This window comes from Arenimonas sp. (genome assembly GCF_041919775.1).
GTDB lineage: Bacteria > Pseudomonadota > Gammaproteobacteria > Xanthomonadales > Xanthomonadaceae > Arenimonas.
In genome coordinates this window covers 39159-60781 of sequence record NZ_JAYRTE010000007.1, presented here as the reverse complement: position 1 = coordinate 60781, position 21623 = coordinate 39159, and the positions used below count along the sequence as shown (strand labels likewise).

Here is a 21623-nt window from a genome sequence, read left to right as displayed (position 1 = left end):
CGGTCACCCCACGACGATGTTGACGATCTTGCCCGGCACCACGATCACCTTGCGCACGGACAGTCCTTCGACGAACTTTTGCACGTTCGGTTCGGCCAGGGCCAGCGCCTCGATGGTGTCCTTGCCGGCATTGGCCGACACCTCGAGCGTGCCGCGCAGCTTGCCGTTGACCTGGATGGCCAGGGTCACGCTGTCGCGCACCAGCGCGGCGGCGTCGGCTTCCGGGAACGGCTGGTCTTCCAGCGTCGCCTCCGGGTGGCCCAGCAGCTGCCACAGCGCGTGCGAGGTATGCGGCGTGATCGGGTTGAGCAGCAGCACCACGGCTTCGAAACACTCCTGGCGCAGCGCCCTGCCCTGCACGGAGTCGTCGTCGAACTTCGCGATCGCGTTCAGCAGCTCCATCACCGCGGCGATCGCGGTGTTGAAGGTGTGCCGGCGGCCGTAGTCGTCGCCGACCTTCTGGATGGTTTCGTGCAGCTGGCGGCGCAGGGTGCGCTGGGCCGAATCCATCGAAGCAAGGTCCAGCACGCCGGCCGGGCCGGAGGCGACATGCTTTTGCACCTGGTTCCAGAGCCGGCGCAGGAAGCGCGCCATGCCTTCGACGCCGGCTTCGTTCCATTCCAGGCTCTGTTCGGGCGGCGCCGCGAACATCGAGAACAGGCGCACGGTGTCGGCACCGTACTTGTCGACCATCGTCTGCGGGTCGACGCCGTTGTTCTTGGACTTGGACATCTTCTCGGTGCCGCCGATGTGCACCGGCTGCCCGTCCGAGCGCAGCACGGCGCCGGTGGCGTGGCCCTTGGCGTCGCGCATGACGTCGACGTCGGCGGGGTTGATCCAGTCCTTGGAGCCGTCGGCGTTGTCGCGATAGTAGGTGTCGGCGATCACCATGCCCTGGCACAGCAGGTTGGTGGCCGGCTCGTCGCTCTTCACCAGCCCGGCATCGCGCATGAGCTTGTGGAAGAAGCGGAAGTACAGCAGGTGCATGATCGCGTGTTCGATGCCGCCAATGTACTGGTCGACCGGCAGCCAGTAGTTGGCGCGCTCGTCCACAAGGTCCTTCGCGCCGGGCGAGGTGTAGCGCGCGTAGTACCAGCTCGACTCCATGAAGGTGTCGAAGGTGTCGGTTTCGCGTTCGGCCGGGCCGCCGCAGCCCGGGCAGCTGGTCTTGCGCCACTCGGGGTCGGCCTTGATCGGCGAGGCGACGCCGGTGAACTCGACGTCCTCGGGCAGTTTCACCGGCAGCTGGTCTTCCGGCACCGGCATCGCGCCGCACTTGCCGCAGTGGATGACCGGGATCGGGCAGCCCCAGTAGCGCTGGCGGCTGACGCCCCAGTCGCGCAGGCGGAAATTGACCCGGCGGTTGCCGAGCTTGCGCTGGGCCAGGTGTTCGGCCATGCGGTCGAAGGCGGCCTGGTAACCCAGGCCGTCGATGTCGCCGGAGTTGACCACGCGCATGCGCGGATCGGTCTTGTCGGCGTACCAGTCGTGCCAGGTGCCGGCGTCGTAGGTTTCGCCTTCGACGGCGATCACCTGCCGGATCGGCAGGTCGTACTTGTGCGCGAACTCGAAGTCGCGCTGGTCGTGGCCGGGCACCGCCATCACCGCGCCGGTGCCGTAGCCCATCAGCACGAAGTTGGCGACCCAGACCGGCACCGGCTCGCCGGACACCGGATGCGTCGCGTACAGGCCGGTGAAGACACCCTTCTTTTCCTGGGTTTCAAGCTCGGCTTCGGACACGCCGCCGCGGCGGCACTCGTCGACGAAAGCCTTCACGTCGGGGTTGCCCGAGGCCGCCCACAGCGCCACGGGGTGTTCGGCGGCGACGGCCAGGTAGGTCACGCCCATCAGCGTGTCCGGACGCGTGGTAAAAACCTTCAGCGATTCGGTCATCACCTCCAGGCCGAACTCGATCTCCAGGCCCTCGCTGCGGCCGATCCAGTTGCGCTGCATGGTCTTGACCGCATCGGGCCAGCCCGGCAGCTTGTCCAGCCCGTCCAGCAGCTCCTGCGCGTAGTCGGTGATCTTCAGGAACCACTGCGGGATCTCGCGCTTTTCCACCAGTGCGCCGGAACGCCAGCCGCGGCCGTCGACCACCTGTTCGTTGGCCAGCACGGTCTGGTCGACCGGGTCCCAGTTCACGACCGAATTCTTGCGGTACACCAGGCCCTTCTTCATGAGCCGGGTGAACATCAGCTGTTCCCAGCGGTAGTAGTCGGGCGTGCAGGTGGCGAATTCGCGGGTCCAGTCGTAGGCGAAGCCCAGGCGCTGGAGCTGGCCGCGCATGTGCTCGATGTTCCTGTACGTCCACTTCGCCGGCGCGGTCTTGTTCTTGATCGCGGCATTTTCGGCCGGAAGGCCGAAGGCGTCCCAGCCCATCGGCTGCAGGACGTTGAAACCCTTCATGCGCCGGTGCCGGCTGATGACGTCGCCGATGGTGTAGTTGCGCACGTGGCCCATGTGCAGCGCACCGGACGGGTACGGCAGCATGGACAGGCAGAAGAACTTCGGGCGCGAGGCGTCCTCGGTGACCTGGAAGGCCCCGGTGGCCTGCCAATGGGACTGCGCGGCGGTTTCCACCGCCTTCGGGTCGTAGGCGCTGGGATCGATGGTTTCGGACATGGGGGATGCAGGCTGGAAAAAGCAGGCGCCCAGCGTACCAAATCCGGGCTTCACTGGGCTCTCGCGGACTGCGGTTACCATCGGCGGATTGCCACCGGAGACCGCCCGATGCGTCCGACCCCGCTGAAGCTGACCCTTGCCCTCGCCCTGGCCCTGCCCGCCGCCGTCCAGGCCCAGACCGTGGCCCTTCAGTGCGGCAAGCTTTTCGACCCGGGCCAGGGGAAGAACCTGGACCAGCGCACCGTGCTCGTGGCCGCGGGCAAGGTCACGGAAGTGCGGGCGGGCTTCGGGGCGCCCGAAGGCGCCACGGTCGTGGACCTTCGCGGCCACACCTGCAGCCCCGGCTGGATCGACCTGCACGTGCACCTGGGCGGCGAATCCAGCCCGCAGCGCTATTCCGAAGGTTTCCGGCTGAACCCGGAGTTCACCGTGCTGCGCTCGGTCGAGTACGCCCGCCGCACCCTGCAGGCCGGCTTCACCACCGTGCGCGACCTGGGCGGCGAGACCAGCCTGGCCCTGCGCGACGGCATCAACCAGGGCTGGGTGCAGGGCCCGCGGATCTTCGCCGCCGGCAAGTCGATCGCCACCACCGGCGGCCACGCCGACCCGACCAATGGCTACAACCACCTGCTGGCCCATGCCGTGGGCGAGCCGGGTCCGGCGCAGGGCGTGGTCAACAGCCCCGACGAGGCCCGCCAGGCCGTGCGCCAGCGCTACAAGGACGGCTCGGACGTGATCAAGATCACCGCCACCGGCGGCGTGCTCAGCTACGCGCGCAGCGGCGATGCGCCGCAGTTCACGGTGGACGAGGTCAAGGCGGTCGTCGACGCCGCCCGCGACTACGGCTACAGCGTCGCCGCGCACGCCCACGGCAAGGAAGGCATGCGCCGGGCGATCGTCGGCGGCGTCGACACCATCGAACACGGCACCTACATGGACGAGGAGCTGTTCGCGCTGATGAAAAAACACGGCACCTGGTACGTGCCGACCGTCACCGCCGGCCGCTTCGTCGCCGAGAAGGCGAAGATCGACGGCTACTACCCCGAGGTCGTGCGGCCCAAGGCGGCGCGCATCGGGCCGCAGATCCAGGGCACGCTCTCGAGCGCCTGGAAGGCGGGCGTGAAGATCGCCTTCGGCACCGACAGCGGCGTCAGCCTGCACGGTCAGAACGCCGACGAATTCATCTACATGGTCGAGGCCGGCATGCCGCCGGCCGAAGCCCTGCGCGCGGCCACCGTGCACGCGGCGACGGTCCTGGGCCGCGACGACCTCGGCAAGCTCGCCCCCGGCAGCCTGGCCGACATCGTCGCCATGCCCGGCGACCCGCTGCAGGACATCGCGGCGGTGAAGAAGGTCGATTTCGTGATGAAGGACGGCAAGGTGGTGCATTCGCCGGACTGAGTCCGGCGTGACCGTGGTTGGGCAACCCATGGCACGGGCGGGACGGGCGGAGCGGCGGTCACACTGCCGCCAGTCCCGACGTCCCTGCCGCCATGGAAACTGCCCTGCATACCCACCAGCTCAGCCGCCGCTTCCGCGGGGGCCAGGGCGTCCACGAACTGGACCTGTCGGTGCCCGCCGGCGCGATCTACGGATTCCTCGGGCCCAACGGCGCCGGCAAGACCACCACGATCCGGCTGCTGCTGGGCCTGCTGCGGCCGGACGGCGGCGAAGTCCACCTGCTGGGCGAACGCCTTCTGCCCGGGCGCCGCACTGCCCTGGCCCGGGTCGGCGCGCTGGTCGAGCACCCCTCGCTGTATCCCCACCTCGACGGCCGCGCCAACCTTGAGGTGACGCGGCGCCTGCTCGGCCTGCCGGCCCGACGGGTGGACGAAGTGCTTGAACGCATCGGCCTGGTCGCTGACGCCCATCGGCGGGTCCGCGAGTACTCGCTGGGCATGCGCCAGCGGCTGGGCATCGGGCTGGCGCTGCTGGCGCGGCCCCGGCTGCTGGTGCTCGACGAACCCGGCAACGGCCTGGACCCGGCCGGCACCCAGGCCCTGCGGCGCTTCCTGCGCGAGCTGGTGGCCCAGGAAGGCCTGACCCTGTTCCTGTCGAGCCACCAGCTCGGCGAGGTCGAGCAGCTGGCCAGCCACGTCGGCGTGCTCGACCAGGGCCGCCTGCGCTTCCAGGGCACGCTGGCGGAGCTGCGCGAAAGGGCACGGCCCGCGCTGCTGCTGCGCTGCGATTCCCCGGCCAGGGCGATCCGGGTGCTGGTGGAAGCCGGCGAGGACCCGGCGCTGGCCGAAGGCCATGCGCTGCGGCTCAATCCGCGTTTGCCACCCGCCGAGATCAATCGCCGGCTGGTCGCCCACGGCATCGCCGTGCAGCACCTGGCGCTGGAGCCGGTCACGCTGGAATCGCTCTTCTTTGAACTCACCGCGCCCGGCGCGCGCGAGGTGGCGGCGTGAGCGCGCTGTCGCGGGCCCTTTGGGCCGAACACCTGAAGCTGCGCGGCACGCTCGCCGCGTGGATGTGCCTGGTCGCGCCGGCAGTGGTGGTGCTGGTGTACGTGCTGCAGGTGAGCTTCTCGCGATTTCCCGCCAATCGCCCGCCGCTGCCCGGCGACGAGGCCTGGAATGGCTTCATGCAGGCCACGCTGGTGCTGTGGGCCTTCCTGATGCTGCCGCTGCTGGTGACCCTGCAGGCGGCGCTGCTGGCCGGCCTGGACCACCAGGGCAACCAGTGGAAACACCTGCTGGCGCTGGCACCGCCGCGGCGCGTGCATTACCTGGCGAAGCTGCTGGGCCTGGCGGCGCTGGTGGCGATGTCGCAGCTGGCGATGTTCCTGCTGCTGCCCTTGGGCGGCGCCGTGCTGTCGGTGGTGAAGCCGGCCTTCGGGCTGGTGGGCGGACCTCCCTGGGCGGCGCTGGCGCGCGAGCTGGCGGAAATCTACGCGGCCTGCCTGATGCTGGTGGCGCTGCACACCTGGATCGCGCTGCGCTGGCGCAGCTTCGCGGTGGCGGTCGGCGTCGGCATGGCCGCGACGGTGATGGGCTTCCTGATCGGCCAGTCGGCGCGATTCGGCCCCTGGTACCCGTGGTCGCTGCCGATGCAGACGCTGGCCAGCGATCCGGCGATCGCGCCGCAGGTGGCCGCCTACAGCCTGGCCGCGGCCATCGTGCTGGCGGTGCTGGGCCTGGCCTGGTTCCGGCGCAGCGAACCGGCCTGAGCGATTGGCTTGATCCGCGCCGGAACTGGCACCATCTCGGGTCCGGACCCCCGCGATGGACCCGACATGACCGAACAAAACCCCCACGTCTTCGACGCCAGCCTGCCCACTTTCGAACAGGACGTGCTGCTGCGTTCGAAGGAAGTCCCGGTGCTGGTTGACTTCTGGGCCACCTGGTGCGGCCCCTGCAAGTCCCTGGGCCCGGTGCTGGAAAAGCTGGCGGCCGAATTCAACGGCGGCTTCGTGCTGGCGAAGGTCGACGTGGACAAGGAACAGCAGCTGGCCGGCTATTTCCAGATCAAGTCGGTGCCGACGGTGATGCTGGTCAAGGACGGGCAGATCGTCGACGGTTTCCCCGGCGCGCTGCCCGAGGGCCAGCTGCGCCAGTTCCTCGGCCACCACGGCGTGCAGCCGCGCGCGGCCGAAGAGCCCGCCGACGCCGCGGAGCCAGCGCCGCTGGATCCGCACGAAGAGGTCGTGCGCCTGCGCGCCGCCACCCAGGCCGAACCGGACAACGAGGAACTCAAGCTCGACCTGGCGCTGGCCCTGCTGCGCACCGGCGCGGTGGCTGAAGCCGAGAGCCTGCTCGACAAGCTGCCGGCCAACCTGGCCCAGGACGACCGGGCGCTGCGCGGCCGCGCCCGGCTGGGCTTCGCCGCCCTGCTCAAGGACGCTCCGCCGGCCGAGGTGCTGCGCCAGGCCGTTGCCGCCAACCCGGGCGACCTGCGCGCCCGGCACCTGCTCGGTGCGCTCGACATCGTCGAAGGCCGCAGCCAGGACGGGCTGGAGCAGTTCCTGGAAATGCTGCGCATCGACCGCAATTTCGAGGACGGCCTGCCGCGCAAGGCGCTGATCGACGCGTTCCGCGTGGTCGAGGACGAAGACCTGGTCGGCGCCTACCGCCGCAAGATGGCATCGCTGCTGTTCTGAACCCCGGTCAGGTGATGGCCCAGGTGACCAGGAACTGCAGCGGCCGGTAAATCCACGCACTGGCCTGCATCATCGCGGCCAGCAGCGGGAGCGGCAGCAAGACCGCGGCCCACCAGGGGGCGTCGTAGGCACGACGCAGCGCCAGCGTGAAGTGCAGGCCAATCAGCAGCAGGGAGCCGGCCATCGCCCAGGGCGGCATTTGCCCGGTGCCCGCCGAACCGGTCAGGAACAGGTACAGCCAGCCCGCCGGCAGCAGCACCAGCTGGAAGAAGACCAGCAGGAAGGTGAACTGGTGCAGCGCCACCACGACGTGTTCGGCGAAGTAGCGGCGGCGGCGATGGAAGCAAAGCCACAGCCCCAGCGCCAAAAGCGGTACGTGCAGGATGACCAGGGTCTTGCCGACGTCACCGGCGCGAGCCTCGTAGGCGTCGGCGACCTGGTCCGGCCCGATCGGCGCGGGCGCAGCCGGACGGGACGACTCCGGCAGGCGCGACCAGCGTGCCAGGCGGTCCCGGTTCTGCTGTTCCACCCGGGCGTCGACCAGACGCCCGACCAGGGCGCCGTGCAGCGGTCGGGCCATCTGTTCGCGCAGCGACAGGTTGAAATCGGTGACCCCCACCGGCAGCACGAAATAAAGCACGTTCGCGAGCAGGAACAGGGCGAACGGCGACATCCAGCGACGCCGCCGGCCGTCGAGGTAGTCGCGGCTCAGTCGCCCCGGCTGGAAGAACAACGCGCGCAGGCTGCCCCAGAACCGCCCGTCGAGGTCGGTGAGCACGGCGAATGCCTGGCGCAGCAGGTGCCCCAGCCGCCGGTCGGCGTCGTCCACGCGCTTTTGCCCGCAGGCGTGGCAATACACGCCCTGCAGGATTTGGCCACAATTGGCGCAGGCTTCGGCCATCAATCCTCCCCTCCAGACCTGACGAGCATAGCGTCCGCCCACCCATGAAAGCCTCCCGCCTGCGCACCCTGTTCCGGCTCTGGCCGCCCTTCCTGTTCGCGGGCATCCGGGTCACCCACCTGTCGGACGACTTCCGCGAGGCCCGGGTCGAGCTTCGGCAGCGCTTCTACAACCGCAACTACGTCGGCACGCACTTCGGCGGCAGCCTGTTCGCGATGGTCGACCCGTTCTGGATGATCCTGGTGATGCGGCGCCTGGGCCCGGGTTACATGGTCTGGGACCAGGCCGGCGAGATCCGCTTCGAAAAGCCCGGCCGGGGCACCGTGGTCGCCGGGTTCCGGCTCGACGACGCGGTGGTCGATGAAATCCGGGCCGCGGCCGAAGGCGGCGACAAGGTCCTGCGCTGGTTCGAAACCCCGGTGACCGATGCCGCCGGCGACGTCGTCGCCCGGGTCCGCAAGCAGGTCTACGTCCGCAAGAAGCGTCCGGCCTGACCGCCCCTCCCACAGGGGCGGAAACCGTGCACCGGATCACGATTTCACGCCCTGCTTGCCTGAACGGCTGGCTCCCGTATGCTGGAGGGCCCGCCCCCCGCCCCGCCCGACCGCGCCATGCAGCAGGAAGAAGAGCTTTCCCCTGACGAGCTGACCGCGCTGCTCTCCAGCTACATGCCGGAGATCCCGGGGTATCGGGTGCTGCGCCGCATCGGCAAGGGCGGCATGTCCCAGGTCTACCTGGGCGTGCAGGAATCACTGGACCGCCAGGTGGCCGTCAAGGTCATGTCGCCGGCCGCGCTGACCGACGAAATCTCCAAGCAGCGCTTCGAACACGAAGCGCGCACCATCGCCAAGCTCGAACATCCCTGCATCGTCGGCATCCACGAGGTCGGTCGCACCCGCCAGGGCCTGCTGTATTACGTGCTGCCCTACCTGGCCAAGGGCCACCTGGGCCAGCGCGATTTCACCCAGGACGAAGAGCGCGCCGTCGAAGTGCTGCGCTCGCTGCTGTCGGCGCTTGAATACGCGCATGCGCGCGGCATCGTGCACCGCGACGTCAAGGCCGAGAACGTCCTGTTCGACAACGCCGACCGGCCGCTGCTCACCGACTTCGGCATCGCGCTGAGCAAGCGCGACTCCACCCGCATCACCACCGCCGGCCTGGCCGTTGGCAGCGGCGGCTACATGGCGCCGGAACAGGCCCGCGGCGAAGTGGTGGACGGCCGCGCCGACCTCTACAGCGTCGGCGTGCTGGCCTTCGAACTGGTCACCGGCCACCTGCCCTTCCAGGCCGCCGACCCGCTGGCCCTGGCGCTGATGCACGCGCAGGACCCGGTGCCGCGCCTGCCGCCGGAAAAGAAGCACTGGCAGCCCTTCATCGACCGCGCGATGGCCAAGTCGCCGGACAACCGCTACCGCAATGCCCAGCAGATGCTGGGGGCGCTCAACCAGGTCGCCGCCGGCAAGCGGCCGGAGCCGCTGATCAACCCGGACAAGGTCAAGGGTGCGTTCGAGCGATGGTGGAAGCCGGTCCTGGCCACCGCTTCGGCGGCGCTGCTGGCGGCCGTGGCCATCCTGTGGCTGATGGACGGACGCAAGGAAGCCGCGCCGCCCGCCGGCGATTTCTTCACCGTTGAGCAGGCACCACCGCAGCCTGCTGCTGCCGAAGAGCCGGCCCCGGCTCCGGTCCCGGCCACGCCAGCGCCGGAGCCCGCCGCGCCGGTGCAAAGCCCCGCCCCGGCGGAGCCCGCGGCCGTCGCACAGACGCCCGCCGAGACGACCGCCTTCGACCAGGTCCGCGCCGACGTCGCCACCACCACGCTCGACTACGATCCGACCCGTCCGGCGGCCCGTGAGCTGTCGGCCGCGAGCCGCCAGATCCAGCGCCAGAGACTGAGCCTGCCGACCGGCGACAACGCCATGGAAACGCTGCGTGCGGCCCGCCAGCTGGCGCCGCGCGAGCCGGCGCTGTTCCGCCTGTCGGACGAGGTGATCGCCTACTACAGCACCCGCGTGGTCGCGGCGGTCGATGCCGGCGACGACGCCGTGGCGCGCCAGAACTACGAACGCGCCGCGCCCTTCGCGGCGGAAATGGACCGGCTCGAAGGCAAGCCCTGGAGCGAGATGCGCGCAGCCCTGCCGCCGCTGCTGCTTGCACGCCTGGAAAAGGGTCTGCAAGCCCAGGACGCCGATGACGTGGCCGCCACCAAGGTACTGGCGGCGGCGCTGGAAGTGGCCCCCGCCCAGCTTGAACCGGCCTGGTCGAAGGCCGTCGAACTGCCCAAGGCCGGCGACACATTGCCGGACAGCGCCGTCGCGATGATCCTGGTGCGCACCCCGCGCGGCAACACGCCCGGGCTCGGCGCGATGCGCAGCGAAGTCACCCGCGCGGAGTACGCCGCCTTCGCCAGCGCCACCCAGCGGCCGGCGGCGCGCTGCCGCAGCCGCGTTGTGCTTATAAACCTCAAGAAGCGCAGCTGGGACGACCCCGGCTTCAGCCAGTCGGGTAACCATCCGGTGGCCTGCGTGAGTTTCGACGACGCCCAGGCCTACGCGCAGTGGCTGAGCCGGCGCACCGGGCTTTCCTACCGGCTGCCCACGCTCGGCGAGTGGAGCCCGCTGGCGGACTACCGCGGCAGCGGCAACGCCTGCCAGGACGGCCGCATCGACTGCGGCGCCGAAGGCACGGTCAACGCCGGCCAGGGTCCGCTGAGCCCGCTGGGCCTGGCCGGCCTTCGCGGCAACCTGCGCGAGTGGACCAGCAACTGCACCCGTGGCTGCCAGCGCCGGCTGGCCGCCGGCATGGGCTGGCGCGACACCGCCGCCAAGGCCAGCCCGGGCCAGAGCGACGACCTCGATGCCGACACCGGCTACGACGACCTCGGCTTCCGACTGGTCCGCGAAGTCAGCGCCGCGGAGCTCGGCGCCCGCTGATCCGCCGCCCGGCCCGTAGCCTACAATCGGGCCATGCGAAGACTCCGTGCGTATTTCCTCACCGGCCTGCTGACCCTGCTGCCGATCTGGCTGGTCTGGATCGTCTTCAAGTTCGTGCTCGGCCTGCTCAAGGACATGAGCCAGCCGGTGGTGGCGCCAGTGTCGGCACGACTGGCGTCCGCGCATCCGGAATGGCTGGGCTGGGTGGATGACCCCTGGGCGCAGTCGGCCTTCGCGATCGCCGCCACCGTGGTGGTGATCGTCGCGGTCGGGGCGCTGGCGCGCCGGGTCGCCGGCCAACAGATCCTGCGCTGGTTCGAAAGCCTGATCGCGCGCGTGCCGCTGGCCAGCACCGTCTATGGCAGCGCGCGCAAGCTGCTCGACCTGCTGCAGACCAAACCCGACGGCACCCAGCGCGTGGTGCTGATCGACTTCCCGCACCGGGAAATGAAGTGCGTCGGCTTCGTCACCCGCGTCATCCGCGAAGAAGGCACCGGCCGCGAACTGGCCGCAGTGTATGTTCCGACCACGCCGAACCCGACCTCGGGTTACCTGGAGATCGTGCCGGTGGACAAGCTCACGCCCACCGACTGGAGCGTGGACGAGGCCATGGCCTTCATCATCTCCGGCGGCGCAGTCAGCCCCGACACCATGCCCTTCGACCGCCCGCGGCCGCCGGGCCCTTGATGCGCAGGAAACTGGCCTGGCCCCTGCTGGTCGCGGCGCTTGGCCTCGTGCTTGCGTCGGGGATCTACATCGCCAATCCGCTTGGCACGGCCTCGCGGGACCTGGGCGCAAGGCTCTGGGGCCGCGCGACGATGCGGGTCCCCGACAAGGCGATGGAACCGACACTGCTGGCGGGCTACGAACTGGAGGTCGACACCAGCGCCTTCCGCCGGCAGCCACCGCGACGCGGCGACCTGCTGGTGTATTTCAGCGCCGACGGCCCACGCATCGGTCGCGTGGTCGCCCTGCCGGGCGAACGGGTGGCGATGCGGCTGGGCGACGTGTTTGTCGACGAGGTGCTGCAGGCTGCGCCCGAAGGGGTGCAGGTGCCGACCGGTCCGGGACCCGGGCGTGACCTGGCGGAAACGCGGGTGCCGCCGGGGCAAGTCTTCGTGCTGGCGGACAACCGCGACTTGGGCGGCGACAGCCGCGACACGGGCCCCGTGCCCGCCCGCCGCTGGGTCGGCAAGGTGGTCGCGGTACGGCGCTGAGCGTGACTTGTGACCGGCGCAGGACGGCCCGGCCGCAAAGGCGGCTAGACTGCTGGCAACTTCCGACGCCGGGAAACCCGCCATGGCCAAGCCGGAGAACAAGACCCGGGCGACCGAAGCCAGCGTCGACGACTTCCTTGCCGGCATCACCGACGCGCAGCGGCGCGAGGACTGCCAGCGCGTGCGCGAGCTGATGGAAGCCGCCACCGGGGCGCCCGCACGCATGTGGGGGCCGGCCATCGTCGGCTTCGGCGTCTACCACTACCGCTACGAAAGCGGCCGCGAAGGTGACTGGATGGTCACCGGATTCTCGCCGCGAAAGAACGACCTGACGCTTTACATCATGCCCGGCTTTGCGGAGCACGAAGACCTGATGGCCCGGCTAGGCAAGCACAGGACCGGCAAGAGCTGCCTCTACCTCAAACGCCTGGCCGACGTGGACATGGCGGTGCTGGAAGACCTGGTGCGTGGGTCGGTGGCGGCGATGGCGCCGCAGCGCACCGACAACCCTGCGTAGCGCTGGCGCCGTCGTTCAATCCAGTTTCGGCCAGGCCGACGCGTCCAGGGTTTCGCGGTAGGCATGCCAGGTGGCGTAGGCCAGCCAGGGCATCACCAGCACCAGGCCGACGAAGCCGGTGAGGAAACCCAGCGCCGTCAGCAGCGCGATCCACGCCGCCCACTGCAGGGCCACGGCCTTGTTGCGGAGCACCGCGTTCACGCTCGAGACGCCGGCGGTGACCATGTCGACGTCGCGGTCGGCGATCATCGGCAGCGAAAATGCCGCGATGGCGAAGGTGAGCGCCGCGAACACCGAACCGGCGGCCGAACCGATCAGCAGGAACTCCGCCCAGGTCGCGAAGTCATTGCGTTCGACCGGCACCAGCGCGTTGACCATCATCCCGGCGCGCGACCACAGCATCAGCACGATGCCCTGCGCCAGCGCGAACACACCGGCCTGCCCGACCACGCGGCGCGCCAGCACGAAGGAGTCGTGCAGCCGCGGCTGGCGGCCTGCCTCCAGTTCGCGGCTGACGCAGTACAGCCCGACGCCCAGCAGCGGCGCCACGAACACGAAGCCCGAGACCAGCGCCGCCAGCAGAGCGAAACGACCCAGGCCCCAGGCCATCGCCGAAATGGCCACGCTCACCAGCAGCACGACGCCGCCGAAGAGCAGGCTCAGCCCGGGCGCACGACGGTAGTCCCGCCATCCGGCGCGAAGCCAGCGCAGCGGCGCGCCGTGGTCGAGCTGCGCGCAGGACACGGCGAACGGCCGCGCCTCACCACCGGGGGCCTGGCCGGGATCGGTCGCCAAGCCGCCCTCAGACTTCGCGCTGCATGCCCGCGCGCGACAGGCTGGCATCGGCACCGAACTTCTTGTCCAGCGCCTTCGCAAGGGCCTCGCGGGCGTTGTCTTCGCCGTGCACCAGCACCACCGGCGGCCGGCCTTCGATCGCGCCGTACCAGTCCATCAGGCCCGACTGGCCGGCATGGGCGGACAGCCCGCCGACGGTATGGCGAACCGCGTTTACGCGGATTTCCTCGCCGAAGATGCGCACGGTTTCCGCGCCGTCGACCAGTCGCCGGCCCAGCGTGCCGCGCGCCTGGTAGCCCACGAACATCACGTGCGACTGCTTGCGGCCAAGGTTCTGGCGCAGGTGGTGGCGCACCCGCCCGCCGTTGCACATGCCTGAGCCGGCGATGATGATCGCGCCGCCGCGGATGTTGTTGATGGCCTGCGACTGCGCAACTTCCGGCGTGAGCTGCAGGTTGGGCAGCTTGAACGGATGCGGGCGGCCGTTCCAGACCGCCTGGGCGTCCTCGTCGAACAGGCGCTCGTGGCGGCCGTAGACGTCGACGACGCGCATCGCCATCGGGCTGTCGAGGAAAATCTTCCAGCGCGCCATCTTCCACTCGTCCCACTGCCGCGCGAACCAGTACAGCAATTCCTGGCTGCGGCCGACGGCGAAGGCCGGGATGATGATGTTGCCCTGGTCGGCCCAGGCGTGTTCGAGCACGTCGCGGATTTCATCGAGCGTGGCCTGGCGTTCCCGGTGCTCGCGGCCGCCGTAGGTGGATTCGAGCAGGACCAGGTCGGCGCGTGGCACCGGGACGGGATCGCGCAGGATCGGCGTTCCGCGCGGGCCGAGGTCCCCCGAGAAGGCGAGCACGCGGCGACCGCCGGCTTCTTCGGCGGCGATCTCGACGGAGGCCGAGCCGAGGATGTGGCCGGCGTCGCGCAGGGTGAGCGTGACGCCGCCGAGGATTTCGCGCGGCTGTTCGTAGTCGATTCCGCGCACCTGTTTCAGGACCGCGGCGACGTCGCCTTTGGTGAACAGCGGCTTGTGGTTGGTCTTGCCGCCGCGGCGATGTTTGTTGTCGCGGTCGGCGTCCATCTGCGCGAGGTTGGCCGCATCCTCGAGCATGACCTTGAGCAGGTCGGCGGTGGCATGCTCGGTCCAGATGGGTCCGCGGTAACCGCGCCGCACCAGCAGCGGCAAGCGGCCGCTGTGGTCGATGTGGGCGTGGCTCAGGACGACGGCGTCAATGTCGCCGACCTCGAACGGAAAAGGATCCTCGTTGCGCTGCTCGTCCTCGTCGCTGCCCTGGATCATGCCGCAATCGAGCAGCAGCCGATGGCCGTTGGCCTCGACCTCGTGGCAGGACCCGGTGACTTCACCGGCGGCACCGTGGAAACGAACCAGCATCTCGAGCTCCCGTCGCTGACTGCCCCCACTCTAAACCAATCCCCCCGCCCCCTTGTAGGAGCGCCTTCAGGCGCGAATCTTTTGGCTTGGCCTTCGCCCAAGGAGAGCGCTACTCACGGCATTCGCGGGTGGAGGCGCCGCGCCTTCCCAACACAAGGTCGAGGCCGATGGGAAAGCGGGTCGCGCCGGACCCCGGGGCGCATCGTGCATGTCATGTTCACCGCGATTGCTGCGTTGACTGTGCTTGGCTTGTTCACCGCGCTTGCCAGCGTTGACTGAGCTCGCCGTGCTTACCTGCCGGCCACCGGACTAGTTCGAGGAGGTAGCGTGCAGTCGCGAAGCGAGCGTGGGCGACGCGTTGCTTGGCCAAAAGATTCGCGCCTGAAGGCGCTCCTACAGGGGCCGACAAAAGAAAACGGCGCGGGGTGCGCGCCGTTTCCGGGGTGGTGCATATCGGGACTGAAGTCCCTCCAACAGCGGATCAGCGGGCGTCCATTTCCTTGAGCAGGTGCGGGGCCGGGAACACCTTGTCCATGATCCAGACCATGTAGCGGTGGTCCACCGCGATCATGCGGGTCATGGCCGGGTCGAACACCCAGTTCGAGCTCACCGACTCCCAGTTGCCGTCGAACGCCAGGCCCACCAGCTCGCCCTTGCCGTTGAGCACCGGCGAACCCGAGTTGCCGCCGGTGATGTCCAGGTCGGACAGGAAGTTCACCGGCACGGCCGCCTTCTCTTCCGCGCTCATCGCCGCGATCGCGTCGAGCTGCGACTTCGGCGCGTTGAACGGCTCCTCGTCGGTTGCCTTCGCGACCAGTCCGTCCAGCGACGTGAACGGCGTGTAGTACACGCCGTCCTTCGGCTCGTAGCCCTGCACGTTGCCGTAGGTGATGCGCAGGCTCAGGTTCGCGTCCGGGTAGACGCCCTTGCCCTGGTCGCGCTTGTAGCCCTGCACCGCCGCCAGGTAGACCGGACGGTAGCGGTTCTGGTCGCCGGCACGGGCGTCGTTGCGGTCTTCCATCGCCTTCATCGTCGGGTACAGCGCCACGGCCAGCTTCAGCAGCGGATCGTCCATCGCCTCGATCGACGCCTGGTCGGCCTTGAGCAGCGCGAGGCGCGCGTCGGTTCCGGCCATCTTCGTGCCGGCGTAGGTGCGGTCCAGCGCGCGGTCGATCGCAGCCGCGTCGTTGCCGCCCAGCCAGGTGTCGATCGCCTCGACGCGCTGGTCGGCCGGCAGCTTGACGTACTCGGCCAGCCAGTAGGCCATCAGCTGCTTTTCCATCTCCGGGTGGTAGCGGCGCTCGAGCTGGCGGATCGCACCGTCGATGCGCGGCAGGTCGCGTTCCTGGTAGCCCGGGCTGCGTTCGGCATCGGGCTTGGCCGATTCGATCGCCAGGCGGTGCAGCATGCGCAGGTTGCCCAGCAGGCCGCCACCGGCGAGCTGGCCGACCAGCAGGTCGCGCTCGCGCGTGGCGCGGGCGTCGGCCGCCAGCGCGACCAGCTTCGCATGCGCCTCGAGGCCGGCCTTGCCGTCCTCGCCCTGGCCGCGCAGCCAGGCCAGCACGGCCTCTTCCTCGGCGCGCTTGGTCGCGGAGGCGTCGATGCGGGCGAAACCTTCCAGCTGGCCCTGCCAGTTCTTCATCGCGTTCTGGTAGCCGCGGATCTGGCTGGCGTACTTGACCTCGATGTCGGCGTCGGCCTTGCCGGCGGTCTCGATGATGCCGACCAGGTTGCGCAGGTGCTGGCCGACCTTCGGGTACTGCCAGTCGGCGACCGCCTGGAATTCGTCGTAGAGCGCGTAGCGGCTGGTGGTGCCCGGGTAGCCCGCCACCATCACGAAGTCGCCCTTCTCCAGGCCCTCTTCGGCCAGCTTAAGGAACTGCTTCGGCTGGTACGGCACGTTGTCTTCGGAATACGCCGCCGGCTTGCCGTCCTTGCCTACGTAGGCGCGGTAGAAGGTGAAGTCGCCGGTGTGGCGCGGCCACATCCAGTTGTCCACTTCGCCGCCGTAGTTGCCGATGCTGCCCGGGGGCGCATAGACCAGGCGCACGTCCTTGATCTCGACCTGGCGGAACAGGCGGTAGGTCTGGCCGCTGAAGAAACTGTAGAGCGTGCAGCGATAGCCTTCGCCCTGCTCGCACTCGGCGATCAGCTGCTTCTGGATGCCTTCGAGCGCCTTGTTGCGCTCGATGCCGCCGAGATCGCCGGCCGCGGCCTTCACCTTGTCGGTGACGTCGGTGATGCGGTCCATCACGTAGACGCGGGCGTTGGGGCCGGCCGAAAGCTCGTCGGCGCGCGTGGCCGCGTTGAAGCCGGCCTCCATCAGGTTGTTTTCGGCGGTGGAGTTGAGCTGGATCGCCCCGTAGGCGCAGTGGTGGTTGGTGACCACCAGGCCCTCGGGCGATACGAACGAGGCCGTGCAGCCACCCAGCGCGACCACGGCGCCCATCGGGTCGCCGGTGAGGTTGGCGAGTTGCTCGGGCGGCAGCTCGAGGCCGGCGTCCTTGAGCGGGCCGGCGATTTCCGGCAGCTGCTGGGGAACCCACATGCCCTCGCGGGCCTGGGCGGAGAAAGAAAGCGCCAGGGCGGCGGCCAGGATCGTCACTCGCATGCGTTTAACCTCGATGGGGCGAAACCCCAAGCCTAGCAGCGGCAGCGCCCACAGGCAGCGGATCGCGGCCCAGACTAACGGCAGGGGACACGGGAGGACGGGATATGCGTAGGCGGACCTGGCTGCTGGCCATCGGGCTTGGCGCGCTCGCCGCGGCGCCCGCGGTGAACGCGCAGTCGCCCGACCGGGCGCTGGCCGGGCTCTGGACCACCGTATGCCTGGGCGCCCTGCCCGGCAGCGAACTCGCGCAGCGGTGCAGCGAAATCGCCGCCGGCGGGCCGGGCAGCCGCGACATCTCGGCCGCGGGCAACTTCCTCGGCGAAATCCCCGGCCAGGGCCGCGCCGCCACCCGCGATGGCTCACCCGACCAGGACGCGCTGCGCACGGAGCTTGGTGCCGGCTGGTCGGCGTTCGCCAGCGCCGATGCCGGCCGGCTCACGCGCCGGGGCGGCATCAACGAGGCCCCCTTTGATGGCGATACCTGGGCGCTGGCCGCCGGCCTGGACTGGGCGCCGCGCGCTGACTGGCGGCTCGGCCTGCTGGCCAGCCATGCCCGCGAAGACCTGGATTTCCTGGGTTCGGAAGGCCGCACCCGCACGCGCTACACCGGCGCGATGTTGTTGGGCGGCTGGACGGCGACGGAAGGCTTCGCCATCGACGGCTACGCCGGGCGCCTGGACGGCGACTACGACCTTCGCCGCGCCATCGACTACCGCCTTCCCAGCACCGTCGCGGTGCGGGCGCTGGCCACCGCCGACGCCTCGGCCTCGCGCCACCTGGCCGGCATTGGCGGGACCTGGAGCCGCGCGGCGCAGGCCTGGGAATGGCAGTTCTCCGGCGGACTGGACTGGCAGCGCACGCAGATCGACGCCTACACCGAATCCGGCGGCGCCGGCCTGGCCCTCCTGGTGCCGGGCCGCACGATCACCAGCCGGCGCGGGCGCCTGGACATCGGCCTGGCGCGAACCCTGTCGGCGGGCTGGGGCGTCTGGCAGCCGCAGGCGCGGCTGGGCTGGCGCCACGAATTCGCGAACGCGGCGCGCCCGCTGGCGGTGAACTTCGCGGGCGACGCCAACGGCACGCCGGTGGTCTTCGATACCGACGACCGCGACGCCGACTGGGGCGAGGCGGGACTCGGCGCGGTGTTCGTGTTCACGGGCGGACACTCGGCCTTCGTCGAATGGCGGACGCGGTTTGGCCACGCCTTCCTGGACGAACGCATGCTGGCACTCGGCTGGCGGATCGAATTGCCCTGAACGCCGGCCCTGAACCGCCGCTGGCCGCCTTGCCGGCCGGTTAACGCCGCGGGCGTATAATTGCCGGCCATTCGGCCCGGCACGGGCCCTCCGGACAGCGAGACCATGGCTCAGCAGATGATGAAGGCGCTGGTGAAGCGCCACCCCGAAAAGGGCATGTGGATGGAACAGGTGCCGGTGCCCTCGCCCGGCCCCAACGAAGTCCTGATCAAGCTGGAAAAAACCGCGATCTGCGGCACCGACCTGCACATCTACAAGTGGGACGAGTGGAGCCAGCGCACGATCAAGCCCGGCCTGGTGATCGGCCACGAGTTCGTCGGCCGCATCGTCGAAATGGGCCCGGGCGTCACCGGCTATGCCATCGGCGACCGCGTCTCGGCCGAAGGCCACATCGTCTGCGGCCACTGCCGCAACTGCCGCGCCGGCCGCCAGCACCTGTGCCCGAACACCACCGGCATCGGCGTGAACCGCAACGGCGCCTTCGCCGAATACATCGTGATGCCCTCGTCCAACCTCTGGCCGATCCCCGACAGCATCCCGTCGGAACTGGCCGCGTTCTTCGACCCCTACGGCAACGCCGCGCACTGCGCGCTGGAGTTCGACGTGGTCGGCGAAGACGTGCTGATCACCGGCGCCGGCCCGATCGGCATCATCGCCGCGGGCATCTGCAAGCACATCGGCGCGCGCAACGTGGTGGTCACCGACGTCAACGACTACCGCCTCAAGCTCGCCGCCGACATGGGTGCCACCCGCGTGGTCAACGTCTCCAAGCAGTCGCTCAAGGACGTGATGAAGGACCTGCACATGGAGGGCTTCGACGTGGCGCTGGAGATGAGCGGCAACCCGCACGCCTTCAACGACATGCTCGAGTGCATGTACAACGGCGGCAAGGTCGCCCTGCTCGGCATCCTGCCCAACGGTGCCGGCATCAACTGGGACAAGGTCATCTTCAAGGGCCTGGTGCTGCATGGCATCTACGGCCGCAAGATGTACGAGACCTGGTACAAGATGACCCAGCTGATCCAGTCGGGCTTCCCGCTGGGCAAGGTGCTCACCCACCAGATGCACATCGACGACTTCCAGAAGGGCTTCGAGCTGATGGAATCGGGCCAGTGCGGCAAGGTCGTCTGCAGCTGGGGCTGACCGCCTTCCGGCGCCCCGCCGACCACCGATGAAACCTTCGACGCTGGCTTCGCTGCTGGTCATGGCGATCGGCGCGACGGGCGCGGCCGGCGCCCGTGAGGCCCCCGTGCTTGCCGCCGCCGACCTGGTCGAGACCTCGCTGCTGGCCGGCCCGGGCTGGCGCGTCGATCCGCAGGTCGAAGTCCGCGGCTACCAGGCGCGCTTCCGCATTTACACCGACTGGGGCGAGATGGAGGCGGACAGCGTCGAACTGCTCGCCGTGCGCGTGGCCGAAATGCCGGCGCTGGCCGCCGTGCACGAAGCCCGCCCGAGCCGGATCATCGGCGAAGCCGCGCGTGCGCGCGCCACGAAACCCGTGCAGGCCGGCGTGGCGGTCGGGAGGGAGCCCGGCCGCGCCGTCCTGGGCCTGCCGGGCGGCGTCGCCCGCTATTTCGCCGACAAGTGGCAGCGCCTGCGCCGGTCGGTGCGCCGGCTGGCGGACATCAGCAACGAGGAGCTGATGCACGCCGGCGATCCCTTCGCCGAACCCGGCGGGCCGCTGGGCGCCGCCGGCAGCAGGCCGCGACCCGAGCGGCGCGGCATCTTTCGTCGCCTCGGCAAGGAAACCGAACGACTGGCCAAGCACGAGCTCGGCTACAGCTCGGCGCGCCGTGCGCTGGCGCTGCGGCTGGGCGTGGATCCGGGCACCCGCAACCCGCTGCTGTCGCCGCGGCTGAACGCGCTGGCCTGGGCGGAAACCAGCGGGCGCCATGCCGCCGGCCACGTCCTGGGGCTGGTCGGCGGCCCGGCCATGGCGGCGCTTTCCCGCGCGGTGCAGGTGGACGACTGGGTGCTTTCGGCCCGGCCCGAACAGGTCCGCAAACGCAACCGGGAACGGCTGGAGCTGCACTGCCTGGACGGTCTGCTGACGCGCGCCTTCCTGCGCGAACGCGCCTACGGGACGGTGCTGCAGACGGACCTGGTGCGCCTGCTCGATGGCATCGACCCCACCGACGGCTGCGAAATCCTGCTTGAAACCGCGCTGATGGCGGGCGACGAAGCCCAGGCCCGCTTCGTGGTGCAGGAGCTGCGCCAGCTCGATGCGGCACTGGCGCCGGAGGAGCGCGGCGGCCGCTTCATCGCGCAGGGTGCGCTGATGGCCTATCTCAGCCCGCAGGGCGAGCTGCTGCTGCCCTTGCCGGTGGACCGGCTCGACTGGACGGACGAAATGGACCGCTGGTTCGGCCTGGAAGCCCTGTCGCATCCGGGACCGCGGCGGGTCCTGGTGGCGGGCCAGGTCAGCCCGGAGGCGCGCTGGCAGGTGCAGGCGCGCGGCTGGCGCCTGCAGTGCCTGTCCGACTACGCAGGACGCCCGCCTTACCGGGCGTCCTGCGCGTAAGCGGTCAGCCCCCGATCGACAGGGTCAGCATGAAGCGGTTGTCGGCGGCGTCGCCGAAGTTGTCGTCGCCGGCGGCGTCGGTGCCGTAATAACCCACGGCCAGGTTGACCGGGCCGAAGTCGCGGTTCACGCCGACCGAGAAGTCGCTGTAGTCGTCGATGCCGGTGGACGAGCCGAAGGTGCTGTGGCCGACGGTGACGTCCAGGCCCCAGTCGTAGCCGATGTCGAAGCTGCCGCCGAGGCCGTAGTAGAAGCCGTCGTCGTCGAGCGCATAGACATCGTTGGTGTAGCCCAGGGTGAAGGACCAGGTTTCGTCCAGGGCCAGGGTGCCGATCAGTTCGTTGTAGTCGATGGCGCCGTAGCCGTCTTCTTCGCCGATGTAGTTGTAGCGGTTGAGCACCAGGTCGAGGTTCCAGCGGTCGGACAGGTCGGTGTTCCAGCCGATGTAGGTGTCGATCTCGAGGTCCGGGCCGCCGGCGCCGAAGTCCACGTTCGAACCCCAGACGCCGACGTAGACGCCGTTGTCGAAGGCCAGGTCGGCGCCCAGCTGCAGCGAGGCCTCGCCGTCGGTCTGGGAGACGCCGCGGAACATGTAATCGGTGGCGAGGGCGGCGTTCCAGCTGAACATCGACTCCTCTTCGGCCGCCTCTTCGGCGTCCTGGGCGGCGGCAGCCAGCGGCAGCGCGAACAGCGCGGCGGCCAGGGCGAAGGGCAGCAGCTTGCGGGTCTTCATGGGTTCTTATCCTTGGTGGGGCGGG

At 69.7% G+C, this 21623-nt stretch carries 18 protein-coding genes; 12 read left to right on the top strand and 6 right to left on the bottom strand.

The window, feature by feature from the left end; translation table 11 throughout:
• Nucleotides 1-3: 3 nt before the first annotated feature.
• Nucleotides 4-2622 (bottom strand): leucine--tRNA ligase, encoded by a 2619-nt coding sequence (gene leuS, locus ACE3TE_RS06455; protein WP_374603285.1) that lies wholly within the window; start codon nucleotides 2620-2622, stop codon nucleotides 4-6.
• 108 nt (nucleotides 2623-2730) lie between these two features.
• Between leuS and ACE3TE_RS06450 the strand changes: the two genes are divergently transcribed.
• From ACE3TE_RS06450 to trxA, 4 genes are all read left to right on the top strand, one after another.
• Nucleotides 2731-4023, top strand: a complete 1293-nt coding sequence (locus ACE3TE_RS06450; protein ID WP_374603283.1) for an amidohydrolase family protein — start codon at nucleotides 2731-2733, stop codon at nucleotides 4021-4023.
• 92 nt (nucleotides 4024-4115) lie between these two features.
• Entirely contained in the window at nucleotides 4116-5033 is a 918-nt protein-coding gene (locus tag ACE3TE_RS06445) for an ABC transporter ATP-binding protein (protein WP_374603281.1), read from the top strand.
• Entirely contained in the window at nucleotides 5030-5794 is a 765-nt protein-coding gene (locus ACE3TE_RS06440; RefSeq protein WP_374603279.1) for an ABC transporter permease, read from the top strand. Before ACE3TE_RS06445 ends, ACE3TE_RS06440 begins: the two co-directional genes overlap by 4 nt.
• A 66-nt stretch (nucleotides 5795-5860) precedes the next feature.
• A complete protein-coding gene (trxA, locus tag ACE3TE_RS06435; protein ID WP_374603278.1) occupies nucleotides 5861-6724 on the top strand; it encodes a thioredoxin in 864 nt (287 codons plus the stop codon).
• Between the two features lie 7 nt (nucleotides 6725-6731).
• Here trxA and ACE3TE_RS06430 read toward each other — a convergent pair whose 3' ends face one another.
• Complete coding sequence (locus tag ACE3TE_RS06430) at nucleotides 6732-7625, bottom strand: DUF3667 domain-containing protein (protein WP_374603276.1); 894 nt, start codon at nucleotides 7623-7625, stop codon at nucleotides 6732-6734.
• 44 nt (nucleotides 7626-7669) lie between these two features.
• On the opposite strand from ACE3TE_RS06430, the gene ACE3TE_RS06425 reads away from it, so the two are divergent.
• The 5 genes from ACE3TE_RS06425 to ACE3TE_RS06405 all read left to right on the top strand — a co-directional run bounded on the left by ACE3TE_RS06425 (nucleotide 7670) and on the right by ACE3TE_RS06405 (nucleotide 12289).
• A complete protein-coding gene (locus tag ACE3TE_RS06425; RefSeq protein WP_374603274.1) occupies nucleotides 7670-8119 on the top strand; it encodes a DUF4442 domain-containing protein in 450 nt (149 codons plus the stop codon).
• Between the two features lie 117 nt (nucleotides 8120-8236).
• Nucleotides 8237-10555 (top strand): bifunctional serine/threonine-protein kinase/formylglycine-generating enzyme family protein, encoded by a 2319-nt coding sequence (locus tag ACE3TE_RS06420; RefSeq protein WP_374603272.1) that lies wholly within the window; start codon nucleotides 8237-8239, stop codon nucleotides 10553-10555.
• A 33-nt stretch (nucleotides 10556-10588) separates the two neighbouring features.
• Nucleotides 10589-11242 carry a DUF502 domain-containing protein gene (locus ACE3TE_RS06415; protein ID WP_374603270.1) on the top strand — a complete coding sequence of 218 codons (654 nt, stop codon included), beginning with the start codon at nucleotides 10589-10591 and terminating at the stop codon, nucleotides 11240-11242.
• Complete coding sequence (gene lepB, locus ACE3TE_RS06410) at nucleotides 11242-11772, top strand: signal peptidase I (protein WP_374603268.1); 531 nt, start codon at nucleotides 11242-11244, stop codon at nucleotides 11770-11772. The genes ACE3TE_RS06415 and lepB overlap by 1 nt, the downstream gene beginning before the upstream one ends.
• A gap of 82 nt (nucleotides 11773-11854) precedes the next feature.
• A complete protein-coding gene (locus ACE3TE_RS06405; RefSeq protein ID WP_374603266.1) occupies nucleotides 11855-12289 on the top strand; it encodes a DUF1801 domain-containing protein in 435 nt (144 codons plus the stop codon).
• 15 nt (nucleotides 12290-12304) lie between these two features.
• On the opposite strand, the gene ACE3TE_RS06400 is transcribed toward ACE3TE_RS06405, so the two are convergent.
• The 3 genes from ACE3TE_RS06400 to ACE3TE_RS06390 all read right to left on the bottom strand — a co-directional run bounded on the left by ACE3TE_RS06400 (nucleotide 12305) and on the right by ACE3TE_RS06390 (nucleotide 17088).
• Nucleotides 12305-13084 carry a DUF2189 domain-containing protein gene (locus ACE3TE_RS06400; protein WP_374603264.1) on the bottom strand — a complete coding sequence of 260 codons (780 nt, stop codon included), beginning with the start codon at nucleotides 13082-13084 and terminating at the stop codon, nucleotides 12305-12307.
• 7 nt (nucleotides 13085-13091) lie between these two features.
• Nucleotides 13092-14477, bottom strand: a complete 1386-nt coding sequence (locus tag ACE3TE_RS06395) for an MBL fold metallo-hydrolase RNA specificity domain-containing protein (protein WP_374603262.1) — start codon at nucleotides 14475-14477, stop codon at nucleotides 13092-13094.
• 481 nt (nucleotides 14478-14958) lie between these two features.
• Nucleotides 14959-17088: a S46 family peptidase gene (locus ACE3TE_RS06390; RefSeq protein ID WP_374603260.1), complete on the bottom strand. Its 2130-nt coding sequence runs from the start codon at nucleotides 17086-17088 to the stop codon at nucleotides 14959-14961.
• Between the two features lie 104 nt (nucleotides 17089-17192).
• Here ACE3TE_RS06390 and ACE3TE_RS06385 point away from each other — a divergent pair, with 104 nt between their 5' ends.
• The 3 genes from ACE3TE_RS06385 to ACE3TE_RS06375 all read left to right on the top strand — a co-directional run bounded on the left by ACE3TE_RS06385 (nucleotide 17193) and on the right by ACE3TE_RS06375 (nucleotide 20865).
• Nucleotides 17193-18344, top strand: a complete 1152-nt coding sequence (locus tag ACE3TE_RS06385) for an autotransporter outer membrane beta-barrel domain-containing protein (RefSeq protein ID WP_374603258.1) — start codon at nucleotides 17193-17195, stop codon at nucleotides 18342-18344.
• 105 nt (nucleotides 18345-18449) lie between these two features.
• Complete coding sequence (tdh, locus tag ACE3TE_RS06380; protein ID WP_374603256.1) at nucleotides 18450-19487, top strand: L-threonine 3-dehydrogenase; 1038 nt, start codon at nucleotides 18450-18452, stop codon at nucleotides 19485-19487.
• A gap of 28 nt (nucleotides 19488-19515) precedes the next feature.
• The gene (locus tag ACE3TE_RS06375) at nucleotides 19516-20865 is read left to right on the top strand and encodes a hypothetical protein (RefSeq protein WP_374603254.1); all 1350 of its coding nucleotides are present in this window, start codon (nucleotides 19516-19518) and stop codon (nucleotides 20863-20865) included.
• 4 nt (nucleotides 20866-20869) lie between these two features.
• Here ACE3TE_RS06375 and ACE3TE_RS06370 read toward each other — a convergent pair whose 3' ends face one another.
• Complete coding sequence (locus ACE3TE_RS06370; protein WP_374603252.1) at nucleotides 20870-21598, bottom strand: TorF family putative porin; 729 nt, start codon at nucleotides 21596-21598, stop codon at nucleotides 20870-20872.
• Nucleotides 21599-21623: the final 25 nt, after the last annotated feature.

Excerpts from the sequence above, each read along its gene's own strand:
- ACE3TE_RS06385 (WP_374603258.1), top strand. The coding sequence starts at position 17,193 with ATGCGTAGGCGGACCTGGCTGCTGGCCATCGGGCTTGGCGCGCTCGCC.
- tdh (WP_374603256.1), top strand. The coding sequence starts at position 18,450 with ATGGCTCAGCAGATGATGAAGGCGCTGGTGAAGCGCCACCCCGAAAAG.
- trxA (WP_374603278.1), top strand. The coding sequence starts at position 5,861 with ATGACCGAACAAAACCCCCACGTCTTCGACGCCAGCCTGCCCACTTTC.
- ACE3TE_RS06390 (WP_374603260.1), bottom strand. The coding sequence starts at position 17,088 with ATGCGAGTGACGATCCTGGCCGCCGCCCTGGCGCTTTCTTTCTCCGCC.
- ACE3TE_RS06375 (WP_374603254.1), top strand. The coding sequence starts at position 19,516 with ATGAAACCTTCGACGCTGGCTTCGCTGCTGGTCATGGCGATCGGCGCG.
- ACE3TE_RS06405 (WP_374603266.1), top strand. The coding sequence starts at position 11,855 with ATGGCCAAGCCGGAGAACAAGACCCGGGCGACCGAAGCCAGCGTCGAC.
- ACE3TE_RS06425 (WP_374603274.1), top strand. The coding sequence starts at position 7,670 with ATGAAAGCCTCCCGCCTGCGCACCCTGTTCCGGCTCTGGCCGCCCTTC.
- lepB (WP_374603268.1), top strand. The coding sequence starts at position 11,242 with ATGCGCAGGAAACTGGCCTGGCCCCTGCTGGTCGCGGCGCTTGGCCTC.
- ACE3TE_RS06415 (WP_374603270.1), top strand. The coding sequence starts at position 10,589 with ATGCGAAGACTCCGTGCGTATTTCCTCACCGGCCTGCTGACCCTGCTG.
- ACE3TE_RS06445 (WP_374603281.1), top strand. The coding sequence starts at position 4,116 with ATGGAAACTGCCCTGCATACCCACCAGCTCAGCCGCCGCTTCCGCGGG.
- ACE3TE_RS06395 (WP_374603262.1), bottom strand. The coding sequence starts at position 14,477 with ATGCTGGTTCGTTTCCACGGTGCCGCCGGTGAAGTCACCGGGTCCTGC.
- leuS (WP_374603285.1), bottom strand. The coding sequence starts at position 2,622 with ATGTCCGAAACCATCGATCCCAGCGCCTACGACCCGAAGGCGGTGGAA.
- ACE3TE_RS06420 (WP_374603272.1), top strand. The coding sequence starts at position 8,237 with ATGCAGCAGGAAGAAGAGCTTTCCCCTGACGAGCTGACCGCGCTGCTC.
- ACE3TE_RS06430 (WP_374603276.1), bottom strand. The coding sequence starts at position 7,625 with ATGGCCGAAGCCTGCGCCAATTGTGGCCAAATCCTGCAGGGCGTGTAT.
- ACE3TE_RS06370 (WP_374603252.1), bottom strand. The coding sequence starts at position 21,598 with ATGAAGACCCGCAAGCTGCTGCCCTTCGCCCTGGCCGCCGCGCTGTTC.
- ACE3TE_RS06450 (WP_374603283.1), top strand. The coding sequence starts at position 2,731 with ATGCGTCCGACCCCGCTGAAGCTGACCCTTGCCCTCGCCCTGGCCCTG.